This is a genomic window from Vibrio sp. JCM 18905 (assembly GCF_055393305.1).
This window is the reverse complement of sequence record NZ_AP043878.1, coordinates 324282-340458: the sequence shown is the minus strand read 5'-3', so window position 1 is coordinate 340458 and position 16177 is coordinate 324282. Positions and strand designations below refer to the sequence as shown.

General features: G+C 44.0%; 15 protein-coding genes. 9 read left to right on the top strand and 6 right to left on the bottom strand.

Going from position 1 to position 16177, the window contains the following annotated elements:
• Window positions 1-1323: an ATP-binding protein gene (locus tag ACZ5ZC_RS01325; RefSeq protein ID WP_256898799.1), complete on the top strand. Its 1323-nt coding sequence runs from the start codon at window positions 1-3 to the stop codon at window positions 1321-1323.
• On the opposite strand, the gene ACZ5ZC_RS01320 is transcribed toward ACZ5ZC_RS01325, so the two are convergent.
• Complete coding sequence (locus ACZ5ZC_RS01320) at window positions 1304-1960, bottom strand: pyridoxamine 5'-phosphate oxidase family protein (protein WP_054866983.1); 657 nt, start codon at window positions 1958-1960, stop codon at window positions 1304-1306. The two genes, ACZ5ZC_RS01325 and ACZ5ZC_RS01320, sit on opposite strands and share 20 nt — an antisense overlap.
• A gap of 100 nt (window positions 1961-2060) precedes the next feature.
• On the opposite strand from ACZ5ZC_RS01320, the gene pdxR reads away from it, so the two are divergent.
• Window positions 2061-3506, top strand: a complete 1446-nt coding sequence (gene pdxR / locus ACZ5ZC_RS01315) for a MocR-like pyridoxine biosynthesis transcription factor PdxR (protein ID WP_464931673.1) — start codon at window positions 2061-2063, stop codon at window positions 3504-3506.
• Here pdxR and yjeH read toward each other — a convergent pair whose 3' ends face one another.
• Window positions 3507-4769: an L-methionine/branched-chain amino acid transporter gene (gene yjeH / locus ACZ5ZC_RS01310; RefSeq protein WP_446571580.1), complete on the bottom strand. Its 1263-nt coding sequence runs from the start codon at window positions 4767-4769 to the stop codon at window positions 3507-3509. It abuts the gene before it with no gap.
• 327 nt (window positions 4770-5096) lie between these two features.
• On the opposite strand from yjeH, the gene ACZ5ZC_RS01305 reads away from it, so the two are divergent.
• The 3 genes from ACZ5ZC_RS01305 (at window position 5097) to ACZ5ZC_RS01295 (ending at window position 7220) form a co-directional block, all read left to right on the top strand.
• Window positions 5097-5552, top strand: a complete 456-nt coding sequence (locus ACZ5ZC_RS01305) for an Lrp/AsnC family transcriptional regulator (protein WP_005396378.1) — start codon at window positions 5097-5099, stop codon at window positions 5550-5552.
• 43 nt (window positions 5553-5595) lie between these two features.
• The gene (locus tag ACZ5ZC_RS01300) at window positions 5596-6510 is read left to right on the top strand and encodes a LysR family transcriptional regulator (RefSeq protein WP_005396380.1); all 915 of its coding nucleotides are present in this window, start codon (window positions 5596-5598) and stop codon (window positions 6508-6510) included.
• 95 nt (window positions 6511-6605) lie between these two features.
• Window positions 6606-7220 carry a LysE family translocator gene (locus tag ACZ5ZC_RS01295; RefSeq protein WP_046875874.1) on the top strand — a complete coding sequence of 205 codons (615 nt, stop codon included), beginning with the start codon at window positions 6606-6608 and terminating at the stop codon, window positions 7218-7220.
• Between the two features lie 145 nt (window positions 7221-7365).
• On the opposite strand, the gene ACZ5ZC_RS01290 is transcribed toward ACZ5ZC_RS01295, so the two are convergent.
• Both ACZ5ZC_RS01290 and ACZ5ZC_RS01285 read right to left on the bottom strand, forming a co-directional pair.
• On the bottom strand, window positions 7366-7587 hold the full coding sequence (locus ACZ5ZC_RS01290; RefSeq protein WP_005397748.1) for a hypothetical protein: 222 nt from the start codon (window positions 7585-7587) through the stop codon (window positions 7366-7368).
• 240 nt (window positions 7588-7827) lie between these two features.
• Window positions 7828-9261: a glyceraldehyde-3-phosphate dehydrogenase gene (locus ACZ5ZC_RS01285; RefSeq protein WP_074190481.1), complete on the bottom strand. Its 1434-nt coding sequence runs from the start codon at window positions 9259-9261 to the stop codon at window positions 7828-7830.
• Window positions 9262-9876: 615 nt separating this feature from the next.
• Between ACZ5ZC_RS01285 and ACZ5ZC_RS01280 the strand changes: the two genes are divergently transcribed.
• Window positions 9877-12513 carry a hybrid sensor histidine kinase/response regulator gene (locus ACZ5ZC_RS01280; RefSeq protein ID WP_464931672.1) on the top strand — a complete coding sequence of 879 codons (2637 nt, stop codon included), beginning with the start codon at window positions 9877-9879 and terminating at the stop codon, window positions 12511-12513.
• Window positions 12514-12575: 62 nt separating this feature from the next.
• On the opposite strand, the gene ACZ5ZC_RS01275 is transcribed toward ACZ5ZC_RS01280, so the two are convergent.
• Both ACZ5ZC_RS01275 and ACZ5ZC_RS01270 read right to left on the bottom strand, forming a co-directional pair.
• Window positions 12576-13913, bottom strand: a complete 1338-nt coding sequence (locus ACZ5ZC_RS01275; protein WP_464931671.1) for an MATE family efflux transporter — start codon at window positions 13911-13913, stop codon at window positions 12576-12578.
• 121 nt (window positions 13914-14034) lie between these two features.
• Entirely contained in the window at window positions 14035-14349 is a 315-nt protein-coding gene (locus tag ACZ5ZC_RS01270) for a DUF496 family protein (RefSeq protein WP_005373603.1), read from the bottom strand.
• Window positions 14350-14590: 241 nt separating this feature from the next.
• On the opposite strand from ACZ5ZC_RS01270, the gene ACZ5ZC_RS01265 reads away from it, so the two are divergent.
• The 3 genes from ACZ5ZC_RS01265 (at window position 14591) to ACZ5ZC_RS01255 (ending at window position 15927) form a co-directional block, all read left to right on the top strand.
• A complete protein-coding gene (locus tag ACZ5ZC_RS01265) occupies window positions 14591-14794 on the top strand; it encodes a hypothetical protein (RefSeq protein WP_031780656.1) in 204 nt (67 codons plus the stop codon).
• A 165-nt stretch (window positions 14795-14959) separates the two neighbouring features.
• Complete coding sequence (locus ACZ5ZC_RS01260; RefSeq protein WP_269043579.1) at window positions 14960-15610, top strand: YceH family protein; 651 nt, start codon at window positions 14960-14962, stop codon at window positions 15608-15610.
• Window positions 15607-15927, top strand: a complete 321-nt coding sequence (locus tag ACZ5ZC_RS01255; RefSeq protein ID WP_012842363.1) for a GIY-YIG nuclease family protein — start codon at window positions 15607-15609, stop codon at window positions 15925-15927. Before ACZ5ZC_RS01260 ends, ACZ5ZC_RS01255 begins: the two co-directional genes overlap by 4 nt.
• The last annotated feature ends 250 nt before the right edge of the window (window positions 15928-16177 follow it).

The following is a 16177-nucleotide window of genomic DNA, read 5'->3' as shown; positions in this document are numbered from 1 at the left end:
ATGTTTTCCCTGTTTACTCGTCTATATGTGGGGTTAGTTACTGGCCTTGCGCTGACTGTTGCTTTGTTTCTCTTTATGGGGGAAGAGTACATGCGCAAAACAGAAGTCGGTGTTTTTTTGAGTGATGGTGCTTATTTTGTCGATCAATACATTGAGCAACGAGGCACTCCGGATTCTCTCTATAAGAAGTTAACCGAAAACGGCAAGCAAGATTTCTTTATCTTTGATTTAACATTGGTTGAAAACTGGGACGGATCACCGCCTTGTCGAGATTGTAAGCTGCTGTACCGAATACAAGGGATACCTGTTTATCTTATTGATGGCAGTACCTATGCCGCGGTATTCCCTTTACCTAACACCTCGAAGAGTTTAGTTTTCAAAGAAAAAACGGATTTCTTTAGCCCAGATGTTGATTGGAATGAAGATTCTGAGATTGTATTTATACTGACTCTACTTTTGGTTGTTGTGTGCAGTTTAGGCATTATGGTTTACATACCTGTACGACGTCTTGACCGCCAAATTCGACAACTAACGGCTGCACAACAACAATTTGGTTATGGTGAGTTGAATACGCGAGTCGATCTAAAGCAATTTTCGCAACCCGTGAAAGAGCTCGCCCAAGGCTTCAACAACATGTCTGAAGAGATTGAGAGACGAGTACGTCAAACACACATCTTTACTCAAGCTATTCCTCATGAAGTGCGCACTCCGCTGAGTCGTATTCAGCTAGCGACGGATTTAGCTAGGCGCACGAGTGGTGAAATGCAGGCAGAGTTACATGACGATATTGAACGATACGTTGATGTAGTGACGGATTTAACGTCCGACATCGTCATGCTGTCTCGCTTGAGTGTGAAAAACCATTCTTTGAGCGATTCTGTTGAAACCATGGAACTGCCTCTTTGGTGTAAAAGCCGCATGAATTACCTAGGCTTAGAGTCCACCATGTTGAGAGCAGAAAATGAACTCGCGAACCAATTGATTCACTTTCAGCCTACTTTGGGTAACCTCGTCCTCGATAATTTACTGCAAAACGCCAAGCGTTACGGTGAATCCTGCGTTGAGGTGACGATTCGAATGGTAGCGGATTGCTGGAGCATCGATATTGAGGACGATGGTCCGGGCATCCCTGAAGCGATGCGAGAAGAAGTATTTATGCCATTTTCGCGTTTAGACAAAAGCCGCAACGCCGACATGAAAGGCTTTGGTTTAGGGCTTGCCATCGCTACCAGTGCAGCGAGGCAACTGGGTTGGGAGCTTTCCGTCGGCGAGAGTCACTTAGGCGGTGCACGTTTTACGGTGCTTATTCCTGCCAACGATTAGAGTAGGCACTGCGGTAGTCTGGTTCAGCGATACCTTCATACAAATCTTCACAAGCTTGCAGCGGACCTACGACGGTTCGGTAGGGTAGGACACCTGCCCAAACAGGAATATCCATGTCTTCCGCATCGTCGTTGACGCCAAAATTGCTGATTTTCACAGATGCCTCTGTGAGTGGGATACGCAGCAGCATGGTGGCTTTGAGCTCTTTTTCATTACTCAAACGGACTTGTTTTGTTCTCCCTGGAGCGATCTGTTCGATAAAGTGATTCAGCAACCTGTCTTTTTCTTGGTTATTCTCCACCATCTCAAACTGGCCAAAGACCACGGCGCTACGATAATGCGCACTGTGGTGAAATGCACTTCGAGCCAATACCCAACCATCAAACAAAGTAAAGGTTAAGCACGTTTGCACTCCTTGTTTGAGTGAGCGTAACAGTCGACTGTTGTTGGCACCATGGATATACACGTAATCATCGACACGCCATGCCAGCATAGGGATGACCACAGGGCCTGACTCGTTGGTTATCGCAATATGAGCGATTAGGCTTTCATCTATGATGGCGTGCAGTTTGCTAACATCAGAGACGGCTTTATGTGCGCCTTTCTTAATTTCCGTTCTATTGGTGTTGGATAGCATTTTCTCTCCTTGTTTGCTCACGATTACGAGCGATTGATCCTCATTCTTTGATTGCAATGTAGCGTTTAACTGGTAGCTTAAAGAGAGCCACTTTTAACTAATGGATGGATCCAGTTTGTCTTTGATTGATATCGGTGACCTATATTTAAAAGAAAGTGATGGAACGCGTCAGCAAGCGTTGTTTTTTGCTATTCGCAAGAAAATTGTTCAAGGATTGTGGGTGAAGAATGGGAAGTTGCCTTCTACGCGGAAGCTTTCACAAGCGCTTAATCTAAGTAGGAATACCGTGATTTCTGCTTACGAGCAGTTAGTGGCGGAAGGTTACTTGAACAGCCAAAAAGGTTCGGGTTTTTATGTTGCCGTAGAACTGCCGGAGCAGTACTTGCCTGAACCTAATTCAGTTCAGAGAGACTCATCACCGAAAACCAACTTTGACATCAACCGCGCATTTGCACCGGGTGTGCCGGATTTGGACGCATTTCCGATGGCGCAGTGGCAAAAGCTAGTTGCTCGCCACATGTCCCGCACCTGCTTGCTAGGGAATCAAGATATTCAGGGCAGTTGGGCATTGCGCTGTGCTTTAGCTGACTACCTTGCATCAAGTCGTTCAGTGAATTGTTCCCCAGAGCGCATTATTATTACCTCTGGGGCGCAGCAAGCGTTGTCAATTGCGACGATGGTAGTGCTCAAACAAGGTGATAAGGTTTTGATGGAGCAACCAGGTTACGCGCAAATGCGGAAGTTGATTCAGTTCCAAAACTATCAATTTGAGCCTTTGTTCGTAAGAGAGAAATTAGGTTTTGATGTGGAAGCGGTGACCTCAAGCGATGCCGATGCGCTGTATATCACACCAAGTAATCAATATCCGATGGGTACCACACTCAATACCGAGCAAAGAGGGAAGATCATCAACTGGGCGGTCGAGCAATCAAGTTGGATCATCGAGGACGATTATGACAGCGAATTTCAGTTTGCTCATCGTCCCTACACCAGCTTACAGGGGCTAGCAGCTCAAATGGGTCGAGATGATCGTGTGTTGTATGTGGGTTCCTTTAGTAAAGTGATGTTTAACGGATTGCGGCTTGGCTACCTTGTGGTTCCTGAACGTTTAGTAGAGCAATGTTTGGTGGTTAAAGATGCGTTAAGTGGTGATTCACCGACGCACACTCAAGAAGCGTTGGCGGATTTTATTACCGAGGGTGGGTTGTTGCGCCATATCCGAAAAATGCGCCGAATATATAAAACCAAGCATGAACAGATGCATTTATCCATTCAACAGCATTTTGGCGACAGTGTTTGCATCGTTAGCCAAGCGGCGGGGCTTCATATTACGTTGAAATGGCAAAACGGTATAGATGAGCTGCGTTTTACAAAACTGGCAGAGCATGAAGGGAGCATCTTGCGACCTTTGAGCTATTATGAACACCCAGATTTTCAAGCACGTCACTGGCATGGTGCCGTGCTTGGTTACGGTAATATCGCGTTAGAGAACATAGACGCTGGTATCCAACGTTTAGCCCTAATTTTTCGACATGGGAAGCAGTGACTATTCAATTGCGCGTGTTTGTCGTTTATGTCGCCACTGTTTCCAAGGCAGTAAAAGTAGAGTGAAAATGCCAAGTGCATAAAACATTGACCAGCCTAAACATATAAAAACACCGGTACAAAGCAATAGAGAAAGTCCCGCAAGCGCTTTACCAAACCCACGAAGCAATTTATAAGCGGCTAACATCGCCAACATGTAAACCAAAACGAATACACTATTTGCTAGTTTTAGGAAAAACTCCAGATCGAGCTGTGATAGGGTTCCTATCACGCAAGATATTAGCAGTACGCCGCCAACTAATAAGGTGGCTGAGAAAGGGACACCACGACGCGAAATCTTGGCTAGTGGGCTGTAAGGACGATGTTCCCGAGCTTGAGCCCAGACCATTCGCGCTAGGCTCTGTGTGTATAAGTTAACGCTCGCGAAACAAGCGGAGAATCCGATCAAACTGATTATCCATTTGGCCCCATCGCCAAGTAGTTGAGCACTCAACCATGGAATCGATGCATTATCGAATTGAGCATTACCATATGCACCAAACTTTAAAATAACAACAGAGCAAGCCCAGTACGTAGCTCCCGCTACAAAACAACCGACAATAATGGCGATAGGGAAGTCTCTTTGAGGGTTTTTGAATTCTTCCCCCATATGAGCAAAAGCCTCTATGCCAACAAAACACCAGAACATCACGCCAAGCGCTGCGGTAATAGGCCAAATTGACTCTTGTGTGATAGCTGGCATCACGAGATCGGCGCTGTTAACGTCACCTTTCCATAAAAATGTGCCAACGAGCGCAAAGACACTCAAAGCAATAAGAGTTTGTAAATGACCTGATGACTTAGTGCCCATCAAGTTGACGAACACAAGAAGTAATACCGTTAGAATTTGTGCAAACAGATTATTGCTAATAGGCTCTGGCAATATTTGCTGTAGAAAGCCTGCGGCGAGTGCAATCGCGGCCGGAACCCCTACCGGAATGACACTAACAAATAGCCAAGCTACACTACTTTCCAGCTTGGCGTTAAATGCTTTACGCACAAAAAATGCGGTTCCGCCCGCGTTGGGATATCGCTTGCCTAGCTGGGCAAAAGTCAGCGCAATAGGACAAATGGCGATGAATAATAAAATCCAGGCCCATAGTGAAAAATGACCCGCTATGCCTGCTGCAATGGCTGGTATCATAAAAAGCCCCGTTCCCATTAATGTTGTGGATAGTTGGGCGATACCGGATGTGAGTGAAATGTCTTTTTTGAGCTGTTCCATGCTAATTGATTCATCCAATGTTGTAGGACTTATGACGAAAACGCTTGTGGCTTCTAATTATCTCATTTATTGGAGTTTAATGAGCCCGCTAGTGCGCTGAGTGCATAAGAAGCGTATTTGATTTCAATGCGTTATCGCTCTTTTATTTGAATGGATAACGGTGCTCATCTCATGCTTACCAAATAGCATATCCAAAATCTTAATAACAAAATGATTTACTGAACCGTCAATATGACGGTTGTTTTAAATATTTCCAACAAAATGTTGGTTTCTTATGCAGTTAGAATCGGTATAGAATGAGAAAAATAAGGAAAGCTTGGTAAGTATATGGACAAGTTTGATCACAAGATTGTGGATCTTCTCCGACACAACGCTCGGCTGTCGGTGACTGAAATTGCGGATAAAGTGAACCTTTCTCGTTCTGCGGTGACGGCTCGTATTCGTAAGTTAGAACATGACAAAGTGATTCTCGGGTATCACGCTGAAATTGCCTCTTCAGGCGGGGACTCGATTTGTGCTTATTTTGCTCTAAAGTTCGATAAATCTACATCCACGTATTATTGCGAATCATATGCCGACGAACTATACAAAATCGATGGCGTAAAATGGTGCCATGCAATCAGTGGTGAAACGGATATGATGGTTTTTGTCGAAGTACCTACGATGACTCGTTTGAACGAAATCAGAGATCAAATTCAACGTTACCCAGAGCTAAGGCACCTCATGACTCATACCGTTTTAGCTGAGTTCTTTAATACGACTGGCAACCAGTTTGTGAAATAAGCATCATGGGTGCCATTATTTATTAAAACCTTCTTGAGCCGGTATGTTAAACAACATCAATTTGAATCTACTTAGGTCCTTGCATGTACTTTTAGAAGAGTGTCATGTCAGCCGAACTGCAGAACGTTTGCACATTACGCAGTCTGCGGTTAGTCGACAGCTTGCACAATTGCGCGATCTGTGTGGTGACCCACTGCTTATTCGTCAAGGTAATCAGCTGATACCAACTCCGCGAGCAATAGCGTTAAAATCAAAGCTTGATGCGTTACTGGCTGAGTTTGACCATTTACTCGATGACAAACCTTTTGAGCCGCAACTGTGGCAAGGCGAGCTGGTTATTGCCTCAAGCGATTACGTGGCACAATACGTTTTGCCCGATATTGCCTCTCACTTGGGTGAACAAGCACCACAATTGGATTTGGCGTATCGACTGTGGCAGCTAGATTTTATCGATAAGCTTCACGAGTTAGGAATCCACCTTGCTTCTTCTATGTATCCCACTCAGCCTGAAGGTGTATCTAGCATCAATATTGGTTCTGATAAGTCAGTTTGTTTGATGAAGGCATCTCACCCTTTAGCTGGTAAGGCTTCGATTTCTGTAGAGGACCTCATTAGTCATTCGCATATTCAAGTGACGGGTGGGGGAGACAAAGACTCAAGTACCGATATGGCACTAAAAGACAGGGGGCTGATGCGTCATGTTACCTTTAAAGTGCCTTTTTTCTCTGCGGCGGTAAATCGTTTGGTCTCAAGTGAGCACTTAATGGTAGTTCCGGAGCACATTGCAAATAATTTGGCCAAGCACTGGCCTTTGGTTCATAAAGCGCTTCCTTTTGAGACACCTACCCATGAATATTGGCTGATGTGGCATCCTAAATACGACAATGATCCAGCTCATCAGTGGGTGCGAGAGCAAATCCACGCGGTGATGAAAATATCGGAATACTCCATTCATTAGGTTATGATTTTAAATCATGACTTTTATGCGAAACTTTGATTTCAAATTATAGCTCTTCAATTGATAGATTGAGTTCAAATGGAGAGAGGTTATTTATGACACTAACAGTTTGGTTATCACTTTTTACCGTGTGTTTACTCGGTGCTATGTCTCCTGGGCCTAGCCTAGCGATTGTGGCAAAACATGCCTTGGCTGGTGGACGCATCAATGGTTTGGCAACGGCTTGGGCACACGCCTTTGGAATTGGCATTTATGCCTTTATTACGCTGATTGGCCTCGCTGTTGTTTTGCAGCAAAGCCCGATGTTGTTCAAGACGATCAGCCTTGCAGGCGCGGCATATCTTGCATATTTAGGGTTCAATGCGCTGCGTTCGAAAGGCGGTGTAGCGGCGAAGTTGGAGTCAGGCGAGGAAACAACGGTAAGCCAGTCTGCTCGAGAAGGTTTTTTTATCTCGATTTTAAGCCCCAAAATTGCCTTGTTTTTTATCGCACTATTTAGTCAGTTTGTAGCGCTAGGTAATGATTTGAGCAATCAAATGATCATTGTGGCTACACCATTTGTTGTGGACGGGCTTTGGTATACTTTTATCACCCTAGTGTTATCGAGCTCTAAAGTAGTGGACAGAATTCGTTCTAAAGCGGTGTTAATTGATCGTTTGTCAGGGATTGTTCTCATGCTATTGGCACTTCGAGTGGTCGTAACCGTATAAATTTGCAAAGACAACAAAATATTAAAGGCAGCCCGGATGGCTGCCTTTTTTGTAAAAAAGCACCCTGCCATTGTAAAGACAGGGTGAAAGCAAGAAGTTTCTTAGGAGCAGTCGGGGGAGAGAAACTTATATAAATTCTATTTACTTATCGGCGAACCTCTTCGAACTCACCTTCAATAGCATCGGCTTTACCAGTATTGAATTCATACTCTTCATGCATTTCTTTCTGCATTTTCTTCACGCGCTTCTCAATACGTTTGCCTGTAATTAATGCTGCGATGGTCAACGGAATCGCAATGATCAAGCTAAAGACTAATGTAAAAAAGCCCGTAATCAGTGCCAGTGCGGTAACAATAATCCGATTCATAATCATGACCTCTCTGTAATTCATGTGTTCAGATTAATGCTGTGAACATGAACAAAACATGAATGATAGCCTTTACTTTGTCCGGAGAGTGTCAAATGAGCGAAATGAAAAAACGCCTGAGGGTGATCAGGCGTATAAACGGGGAAAAATATTAGTAATGCGCTTTGCGCTTATTATTTAGAACAAATATGAGATATTGTCCGTTACGCTATGTGGTTAACGTTGTGGAGCAAAGTTCACCTATCGAGGGAATGTTTGGTAACGAACACCCATCATTTGTTCCATACAGTGCACAACTTGGCAGCTGTAACCGAATTCGTTGTCGTACCAGATGTAAAGTACACAACGCTTGTCTTGTGCGATAGTCGCTTGACCATCTACGACGCCTGCATGGCGAGAGCCAACTAAGTCAGTTGATACAATTTCTGTTGAATCGGTGTAGTCAATCTGTGCCGAAAGCTCAGAGTTCAACGCCATTTCACGCAAGTAATCGTTCAGTGAATCACGGTCTACGTCTTCACCTAAGTTTAGGTTAGCGACTGCCATCGAAACGTTTGGTGTCGGTACGCGAATTGCGTTACCTGTTAGCTTACCAGCTAGCTCTGGCAGTGCTTTTGCTACTGCTTTAGCTGCGCCAGTTGAAGTTAGAACCATGTTCAGAGAAGCACTACGTCCACGGCGGTCACCAGAGTGGAAATTGTCGATCAAGTTTTGGTCGTTTGTGTATGAGTGCACGGTTTCGATGTGACCAGAAAGGACACCATATTTATCATTCAGCGCTTTAAGAACCGGCGTGATTGCGTTTGTGGTACAGCTCGCGGCAGAGATGATGGTGTCATTTTCTTGAATAACTGATTCATTTACACCGAATACAACGTTTTTAATATCGCCTTTACCTGGTGCCGTTAGCAGCACTTTCTCTGCACCTTGACACGCTAAGTGTTGGCTTAGGCCTTCAGAATCACGCCAAACACCTGTGTTATCAACAACAAGCGCGTTGTTAATACCGTAAGCAGAGTAGTCTACTTCGCTTGGATTGTTTGCGTAGATGATTTGGATGTAGTTACCGTTAACGATCAGAGCTTTACGTTCCTCATCGATCACGATGCTACCGTTGAACTGACCATGGACTGAGTCACGACGCAGTAAGCTAGCACGCTTCTCTAAATCGCCTTTTTTACCGCCACGAACCACAATCGCTCGTAGTCGTAGTGGGTAACCTGGGCCACTTTTCTCGATCAGAAGGCGAGTTAGTAGTCGACCAATGCGACCAAAACCGTAAAGAACTACATCACGCGCTTTCAATGAAGAGTCTGCATCGCGTGCGCCATCAAGTGCAGTGATAAGGAAATCATTTAGAGACGCAGTATCGTCATGCTCATTCCAGTACTTAGTTGCCAATTGGCCAACATCGACACGACACGAAGAAATGCTCATTTCACATAGCGCTTGAATGATAGGCATTGTGTGCTCAAGTGAGAGTGGGCTGCCTGTATAACGTCTTGCAACGCGATGAGTTTTGAGAATGTCTATAGTAGTAGCATTGATAAGCGTTTTACCAAACAGAACCACTTCGATTCCTTTTTGACGATATAGCTTACCAATTAGAGGGGAAATAGATTCAGCAATCGTTTGGCTAGTTTGCCAGTCTTGGAGATATTTCTCTGGACTCATTGTTGTATTAGACCTTTCACGTTTTGGGGGCTAACCATACTCTCTGCTGTTGCCTCTTCGGCAGCGTGCAAGAGTGTGGTGGGTTATGTAATCGGGTTGTAATAGTTATGTGTGCGGATTCTAAGGTCGGAGCCCTTATTCTGCTAGGAAAATTAAATCCAGTGTAAAACACTAGTTAAGGTCGTGTTAGTGGTGAATTAATGTGACTAAAGCGGTGGTTTTCACGTATTGACATTTAAAAAGTCATCCACTTTTTTCGCGATGATAATGTGTGTTTTCAAATTAGTTTTGTTGTCACTGTGAATTCGTTTGCATTTTTGTGTGATTTGTCTCGATAAGGCAACGAGATAGGTGAACATATGGTTTGGAATTTCATGAAAAGTGATGTGCATCTTAGGTATGAGTGAAACTTCACTGTTTGTACTCAGCTTGAAGATCGAAAAGTATGATTCGAGTCACAATTACCATTTCATTGACCGATGGCGAAATAAGCGGAATGACCATGGTTTTGGTAGGTGAATGTTATTTTAAAGTAACCATGTCGTATATGCCTTTCAATGCTAGAAACTAGTCTAGTATTAAATAATCGGATGAGATCAACCATTGGGCTGATGGATGTTGAGATTATCAATAAAAACACGCTTAGCACTCCTCGCACTATTACCCACGGTGGTGATAGTGGTTTTTGCAGTTCAGCAGTTTTCTGACAATGCGTTGCGCGTAAGCCGTCTCAATCAAACGGTAATCAATATCCAAGGTTTCCAGTTGATATCCCAAGCCTCTCATTTTATATACTCCATAGAGAAAGCACGCCGCCAGCCTACGCTTCAAGCATCAGCCGCACTTAATATAGAAGAACAAGACGGTGTTATTTCTTCCATGCATCAAAAATTCGTCAGTAACCCCAATACCGCTGAATATGCTGATGAGCTGAAAGAGGCCATGCTAGGGGTATTATCAGGTAGGTTGGACGAGATGGATGACCTGGGCGATTGGGCATTTCAACTGCTTCAAAATATGTCGCGCTCTTTGCTACAAAATCATCAGTGGTATGGTAGTGAGGACGGCATTCGAATGCAGAATTTTATTGCTTACCTTGCTCAGCTGTCTTTTTGGACACAGAAAGAAGCCTGGTTGACGCATCGCCTAGTTCAAGATCCTAAGAGTCGGTTGAGTCAGAGTCTGTTTTTTCAGGCGATTGATCGACAGCAGCAAAATTTGGATGCGTTTTTAAATTTAGGAGGGTCATACGATCAAGTTGATAAATTGCTAGGCTTGTTTACGTCGCCGAGATATCAGAGAAATTTGGCATCTCGTGGGCGATTAATGTCAGGGGACATGTCACGTAGTGACTATGAAGCGTATTTGAGAGAACTCGATTTCCGTGTGCAACGCTTACAAGTACTCATTGATGGGTTCACGAAACAAACAGAGCAGTCGCTCCTAACACAAGTTCATGAACAAAAGACCAATATTGCTATGATTACCTCTGGCGTTATTTTGGTTATCGTCATGCTTTGCTGGCTTGGTTTTGGCACTTGGTTTCGGGTTAATAGCAAACTAGATGCGATTATTCATACCTTAACGGCGCTGATCAACGATGAAGAGAAACAGACGAAAGTCAAAGTCGATGGCAGTGATGAACTGACGATTTTCGCTCAGCAAGTGAATCGAGTGGTTGAAGAAAAGCAGAGACAAACAGACGAAATACTCCATGCTAAAGAGTCAGCAGTGTCTGCTAATCGCGCTAAATCAGTATTTCTTGCCAACATGTCGCATGAAATACGTACCCCCCTAAACGGTATTATGGGCATGACGGAGATACTCTCTCAAAGTGAGTTATCTTCCCATCAACAAGAAGTCGTTGATGACATTGACTCTTCATCTCAAACATTACTTACCTTGCTTAACGATATTTTGGATCTTTCTAAAATCGAATCTGGTCGACTGGAGTTGTCGTTAGTCGAGGCCGATATCCGAGAGGTGGTGTACCAGTCGATGGTTTTATTTCAATCCAAAGCCACATCTAAACAGCTAGAGTTGGGGATTAACTTAGCTGAAAACATTCCAACTCGAGTGATGGTTGATGATCATCGCATCAAGCAGGTTATCACGAATCTGGTATCGAATGCGGTCAAGTTTACCGAAAGCGGTCATATACGTGTTGATGTCAGTTATGACGAGTTACCTGAGAACGAGCGCGGAACGCTGATGTTTAAAGTCGAAGATACCGGGATAGGCATTGAACAAGATAAGTTAACGACGATTTTTGAACCCTTTACTCAGGAAGATGAAGGGGTGTCGAGGCAGTTCGGTGGAACGGGACTGGGATTGGCAATTTGTCGTCAACTGGTATCCATGATGGGAGGGCAGCTTATAGCGACATCCACAAAAGGAGTGGGCACATGCTTTGAATTCTCTATTGAGGTTGACGTTATTCCGGTGTTTGGCTGGCGCTCGGACGTGATAAATAAAGGGCTCTTGATCTGCACAAATTACGATTACGCTGATCAACTTTTGAAAGAGTGTCGATTAGCAAAAATCAATCTCTTTGGTGCGAATAATGTTAATGAAGTAAAAGCAATAAACGATGACTTTGATGTCATATTTCTGTGCCATAGTGACGACTCCAATACGGATGAAGCCTTAGATGAATTGTCACTCAAATATGATCTTCGTCGTGTGATTATTTGTCAGCATCATCTATCCACTCCTTACGACAATGCAGAAAGAGTACATGCTGTGCTCACATTGCCTTTTCTTGGCAATCGATTTAAGCATGTCATTGACGATTTAGCGAAGGTAGAAAAAACCATTTCAAGTGACGCTGTCACTAATGGTGCTCCAAAGTCTGAATATCGAACGTCGCGCTCTCACAGGAGGATCTTAATCGCGGAGGATAACTTGATGAATCAGAAAATCGCCAGTTTCTTTCTGGATAAAGCAGGGTATGACTATTTGATAACAAGCAATGGACAAGAAGCGTTAGAAGCCATCACAAAGGGAGAAGAATTCGATGCAATTTTAATGGATTGTATGATGCCGGTGATGGATGGACTGACCGCGACGAAAGAAATTCGTCGTTGGGAAAAGAAAGCCGGGCGTGAGAAAACGACCATTATTGCGCTCACCGCGAGTGTTTTGGAAGAAGACATTCACAACTGTTTTGCTGCAGGTATGGATGCTTATTTACCTAAGCCTTATAAATCGAATCAGCTATTTGAGCTCTTCAATCAATTAAAACTCGCCTAAATCGATAACATTTCAAGACGATAAAGCCCCAATCAAAGGGGCTTTATTTTAACCATGTATTGTTATGCGTTTGCTTGAGCGCCAGCGAGTTTACGTATGGTTTGTCGATAGGTTAGGTAAGCGGAAATGCCCGCCAGAATGTTGCCGATACAAGCGCCTAACAGTAGACCTCGGATTCCCCCCATTTGAGCGCCAACCCATAAGCAAGGAAGGAAAAAGACAAACAAGCGTAGCGCTGAAATGGTGAGCGCGGTGTAAGACTTACCTAATGCATTGCAAAGAGAAACCATCAACATACATACACCTAGTGAACCTAAGCTGACAGGAACAATCAGCAAATGCATTTCTAATACTTGCTCTACTTGAACATCACTGGTCATCAGTAGTGCAAGTGGGTTTGCGACGACAAACGTAATGGCTGCGATCAAAAGTTGAAAGCCCAGAATGAATTTTACGGCAATACTGACTAGCGATTGGATATCTTGGTAGTTCTTTGCGCCAAGTAAGCGCCCGACCATTGGGGGCATAGACATTGTCAGCGCTAACACCGAAACGATAGCAAAGAATTCGTAGCGTGAACCGAGCGCCCAAGCGGCGACTGCTGCGGTCCCGAAGCTTGCCAACAACTTTGTTGCTAACATGGACGACAACGGAGGCAGCAGTTGGCTGATCATCGCAGGTCCCATGATGTTACCGATAGACGCAACACTTTTAGCTACGTTGAGGTCTTGCCACTGCGTTGTTGCCCAGTGGTTCTTCTTCACGCGAGGCGCGACGACTAAAATACCAAACCCAAAAGCAACGATGGTTGCTATTGCTGCTCCGTTAATACCCAAGTCAAACGTGAAAATAAATAGAGGATCGAGCACAAGGTTCACGCCGCTGGTTACCATCATCATTGTGCCAGGCAACATGGTGTTGCCGTTAGCCCGGCAAATACTGTAGTAAAAATATAAAACCGCTCCAGTCCATGAACTTAGCAGCCACCAAGGCCAGTAGCTGTCGATAATCGGCATCACAGACTCTGGAGCACTTAATAGAGATAAAATGGGGTAGCGCAAAAGCCAAATTAGCCCTCCAAAAACGGCTACGCCGATTGAGCCAATCATCAAAACTAAGCCACCGAGCTGTTTGGCATAACGACTTTCATTCGCACCAAGCGCTTTAGAAATGACAGCGGTCGTGGCGATACCTAAACCGACTTGAATGCCGATAATGACCATTTGCAACGGAAGAGTAAAACCTTGAGCGGCCAAAGGTAAAACGCCGAGCTGACCGATAAATGCACTATCTACAAGCTGAAAGCTCATTAAAGATAGAACGCCAAATAGCATTGGCCAAGTCATCGTAAATAATTGTTTTGCAAGTGTTGGTTGTGTACTTGTCGTAGTTGAGGACATAGAAAGCTGAATGCGTTAGGAATAAGAGTTGGATTGATTGTACACGGCGCTTAGTTTAGAGACAAAAATAAACCCCGAGTAAGGTAGCCTTACTCGGGGTTGGAAAATCTAGCTTAAGCGTTTATTTTTTGCCGCTAGTTTGCTTGTCTTCTTCAGTCAGTTCGCGAATACGACGGCTGATGTCACGACGTGCTTTAGAGATTTCTGCACTTTTGATGATGTGGTCATCAACACGATCTTCGTAGTCTGCTTTCATATTTTTGATGATTGCGACGATTTCATCGTGAGTCATTTCTGGTTTGATGTAATCTAGAAGGTTTTCTAGAAGGTCAACACGTTTGCGGTTATCACGAACTTTCTTTTCGTTATCAAGCAGCTCACGTTTTAGTTTGTTTTTACGACGAGCTTGGTTAACGATTTCAAATACGCTACTCATAGTTCTCTTTCCTAATTTTATGAATATCTCCCTCGATTAAAGCACAACATCCAGTGGCATAACAGTCTTTAGATCAATCACAATGCAGAGTTGAACATTTCTCAACCAATTGCGATGTGTCCACATAATCACGCTTCTTTAATCGAGTTTTGGTCAACATCGTAGAATCCATCGATTCATTGTCATAACGTGGCCTTCACTATATTATCAACACCATTGAATGCAAAATGATGAACTTGATATGGACTCTGGGAACACTGCGGAGCAAGTAAGTAGTCAAGATAATGAGCAAGCCACTCGCTCTGTGGCTGAAAAGTTAAAAACAGCGTATATCAACGCTCGCGAGCAACTCGAAATCATCGAAGTTGAGCTGAATCGTTCAAAAATAATGATGGTTGATCAAGATGGCAATTTGACGAAAGTGCCAATTCTCTCGGAGCATTGATACCTGACCCGATTCGCAAAGGGTGCCAGGTCTTGCGCTATGCTTTAGCCTGACACCGACACCTGAATCGTTAACGCTTCTTGCATCTCTTTGCCAATGTATGATGCATGATTTCGAAGCGATTTAGGTACCAAGTCAAATGCAAAAATAATAAGGAAATGCATTATGAAAGTTGAGCTAACGGCAATTGAAGCACGAGTCATTGGTTGCTTGATCGAAAAAGAAGTCACCACCCCAGATCTTTACCCCCTCAGCCTAAACGCATTAACCAACGCGTGTAATCAAAAAAGCAACCGTGATCCCGTAATGTCGCTCTCTGAGTCAGACGTTCTCGATGCCGTTGATGCTCTAATTGAACGTAGGCTCGTCAGTGACGAAAGTGCGTTTAACAGCCGTGTTAGCAAGTATCAGCACCGTTTCTGTAATACGGAGTTTGGTGATTTAAAACTGACAGAACAAGAGAAGGGAATCGTGTGCTGTATGCTTTTGCGTGGTGCTCAAACGCCTGGGGAAATTCGTACTCGTACCAATCGTCTCACGACATTTCATGATGTAAAAGAAGTTGAAACGGTTCTGGAGCACTTAGCAAGCGAAGACAAAGGGCCATTAGTGGTCAAGTTACCGCGTGAAGCCGGAAAGCGAGAGTCACGCTATATGCATTTGTTCTGTGGCGACGTTGACGTCTCTGAGCTTGCAGCGCCAGTGTCAGCGGCTGGCTCTAATTCTGATCGAGTCAGCCAGCTAGAGCTCGAAGTTGCTCAGCTTAAAGAAGAGCTCGATGAACTCAAAGCTAAGGTCGAGTCACTACTTTCATGATTGAAAATACAGCGCAGCGTTGGAGTGTCTATTTGATACGAAATAACCGCAATGCGCTGTATTGCGGTGTCACAAACAATGTTGAGCGAAGATTCAATCAGCACCAAACGGGCAAAGGAGCGAAAGCTTTAAAAGGAAAAGGTCCCTTGGTATTGGAGTGGTCTTCGGATTTTGATTCAAAGACGCTTGCCATGCGGGCTGAGTATTATATTAAGCAACTAACAAAAGCTAAGAAAGAGCTGCTTGTCACGTCAAAAGCAAGTATTGTCGTTGATGAAAATCAGCAGATGATGTTAGAAATGGCTTTATCGAAATAAGCGTTCGGCGACATGCCGAATAACAAAGAAACCGTCCACTGAGGCGGTTTCTTTTTAGTTTTGGAGTACCATGTAAGAACAAACTGACGCATAATGGGTTGGTGTTCTGTTTAAACACTCAGAGTATGAAAAGGAGAAATGATATTTTGTGACCTTGTAATTAGGTACACAATAAACGTTTATTCGTTCCAACTCAGACTAGGAGCCAATTTATTATTGAAACAGGCACTCAGAGGAAGGTAGATTACAA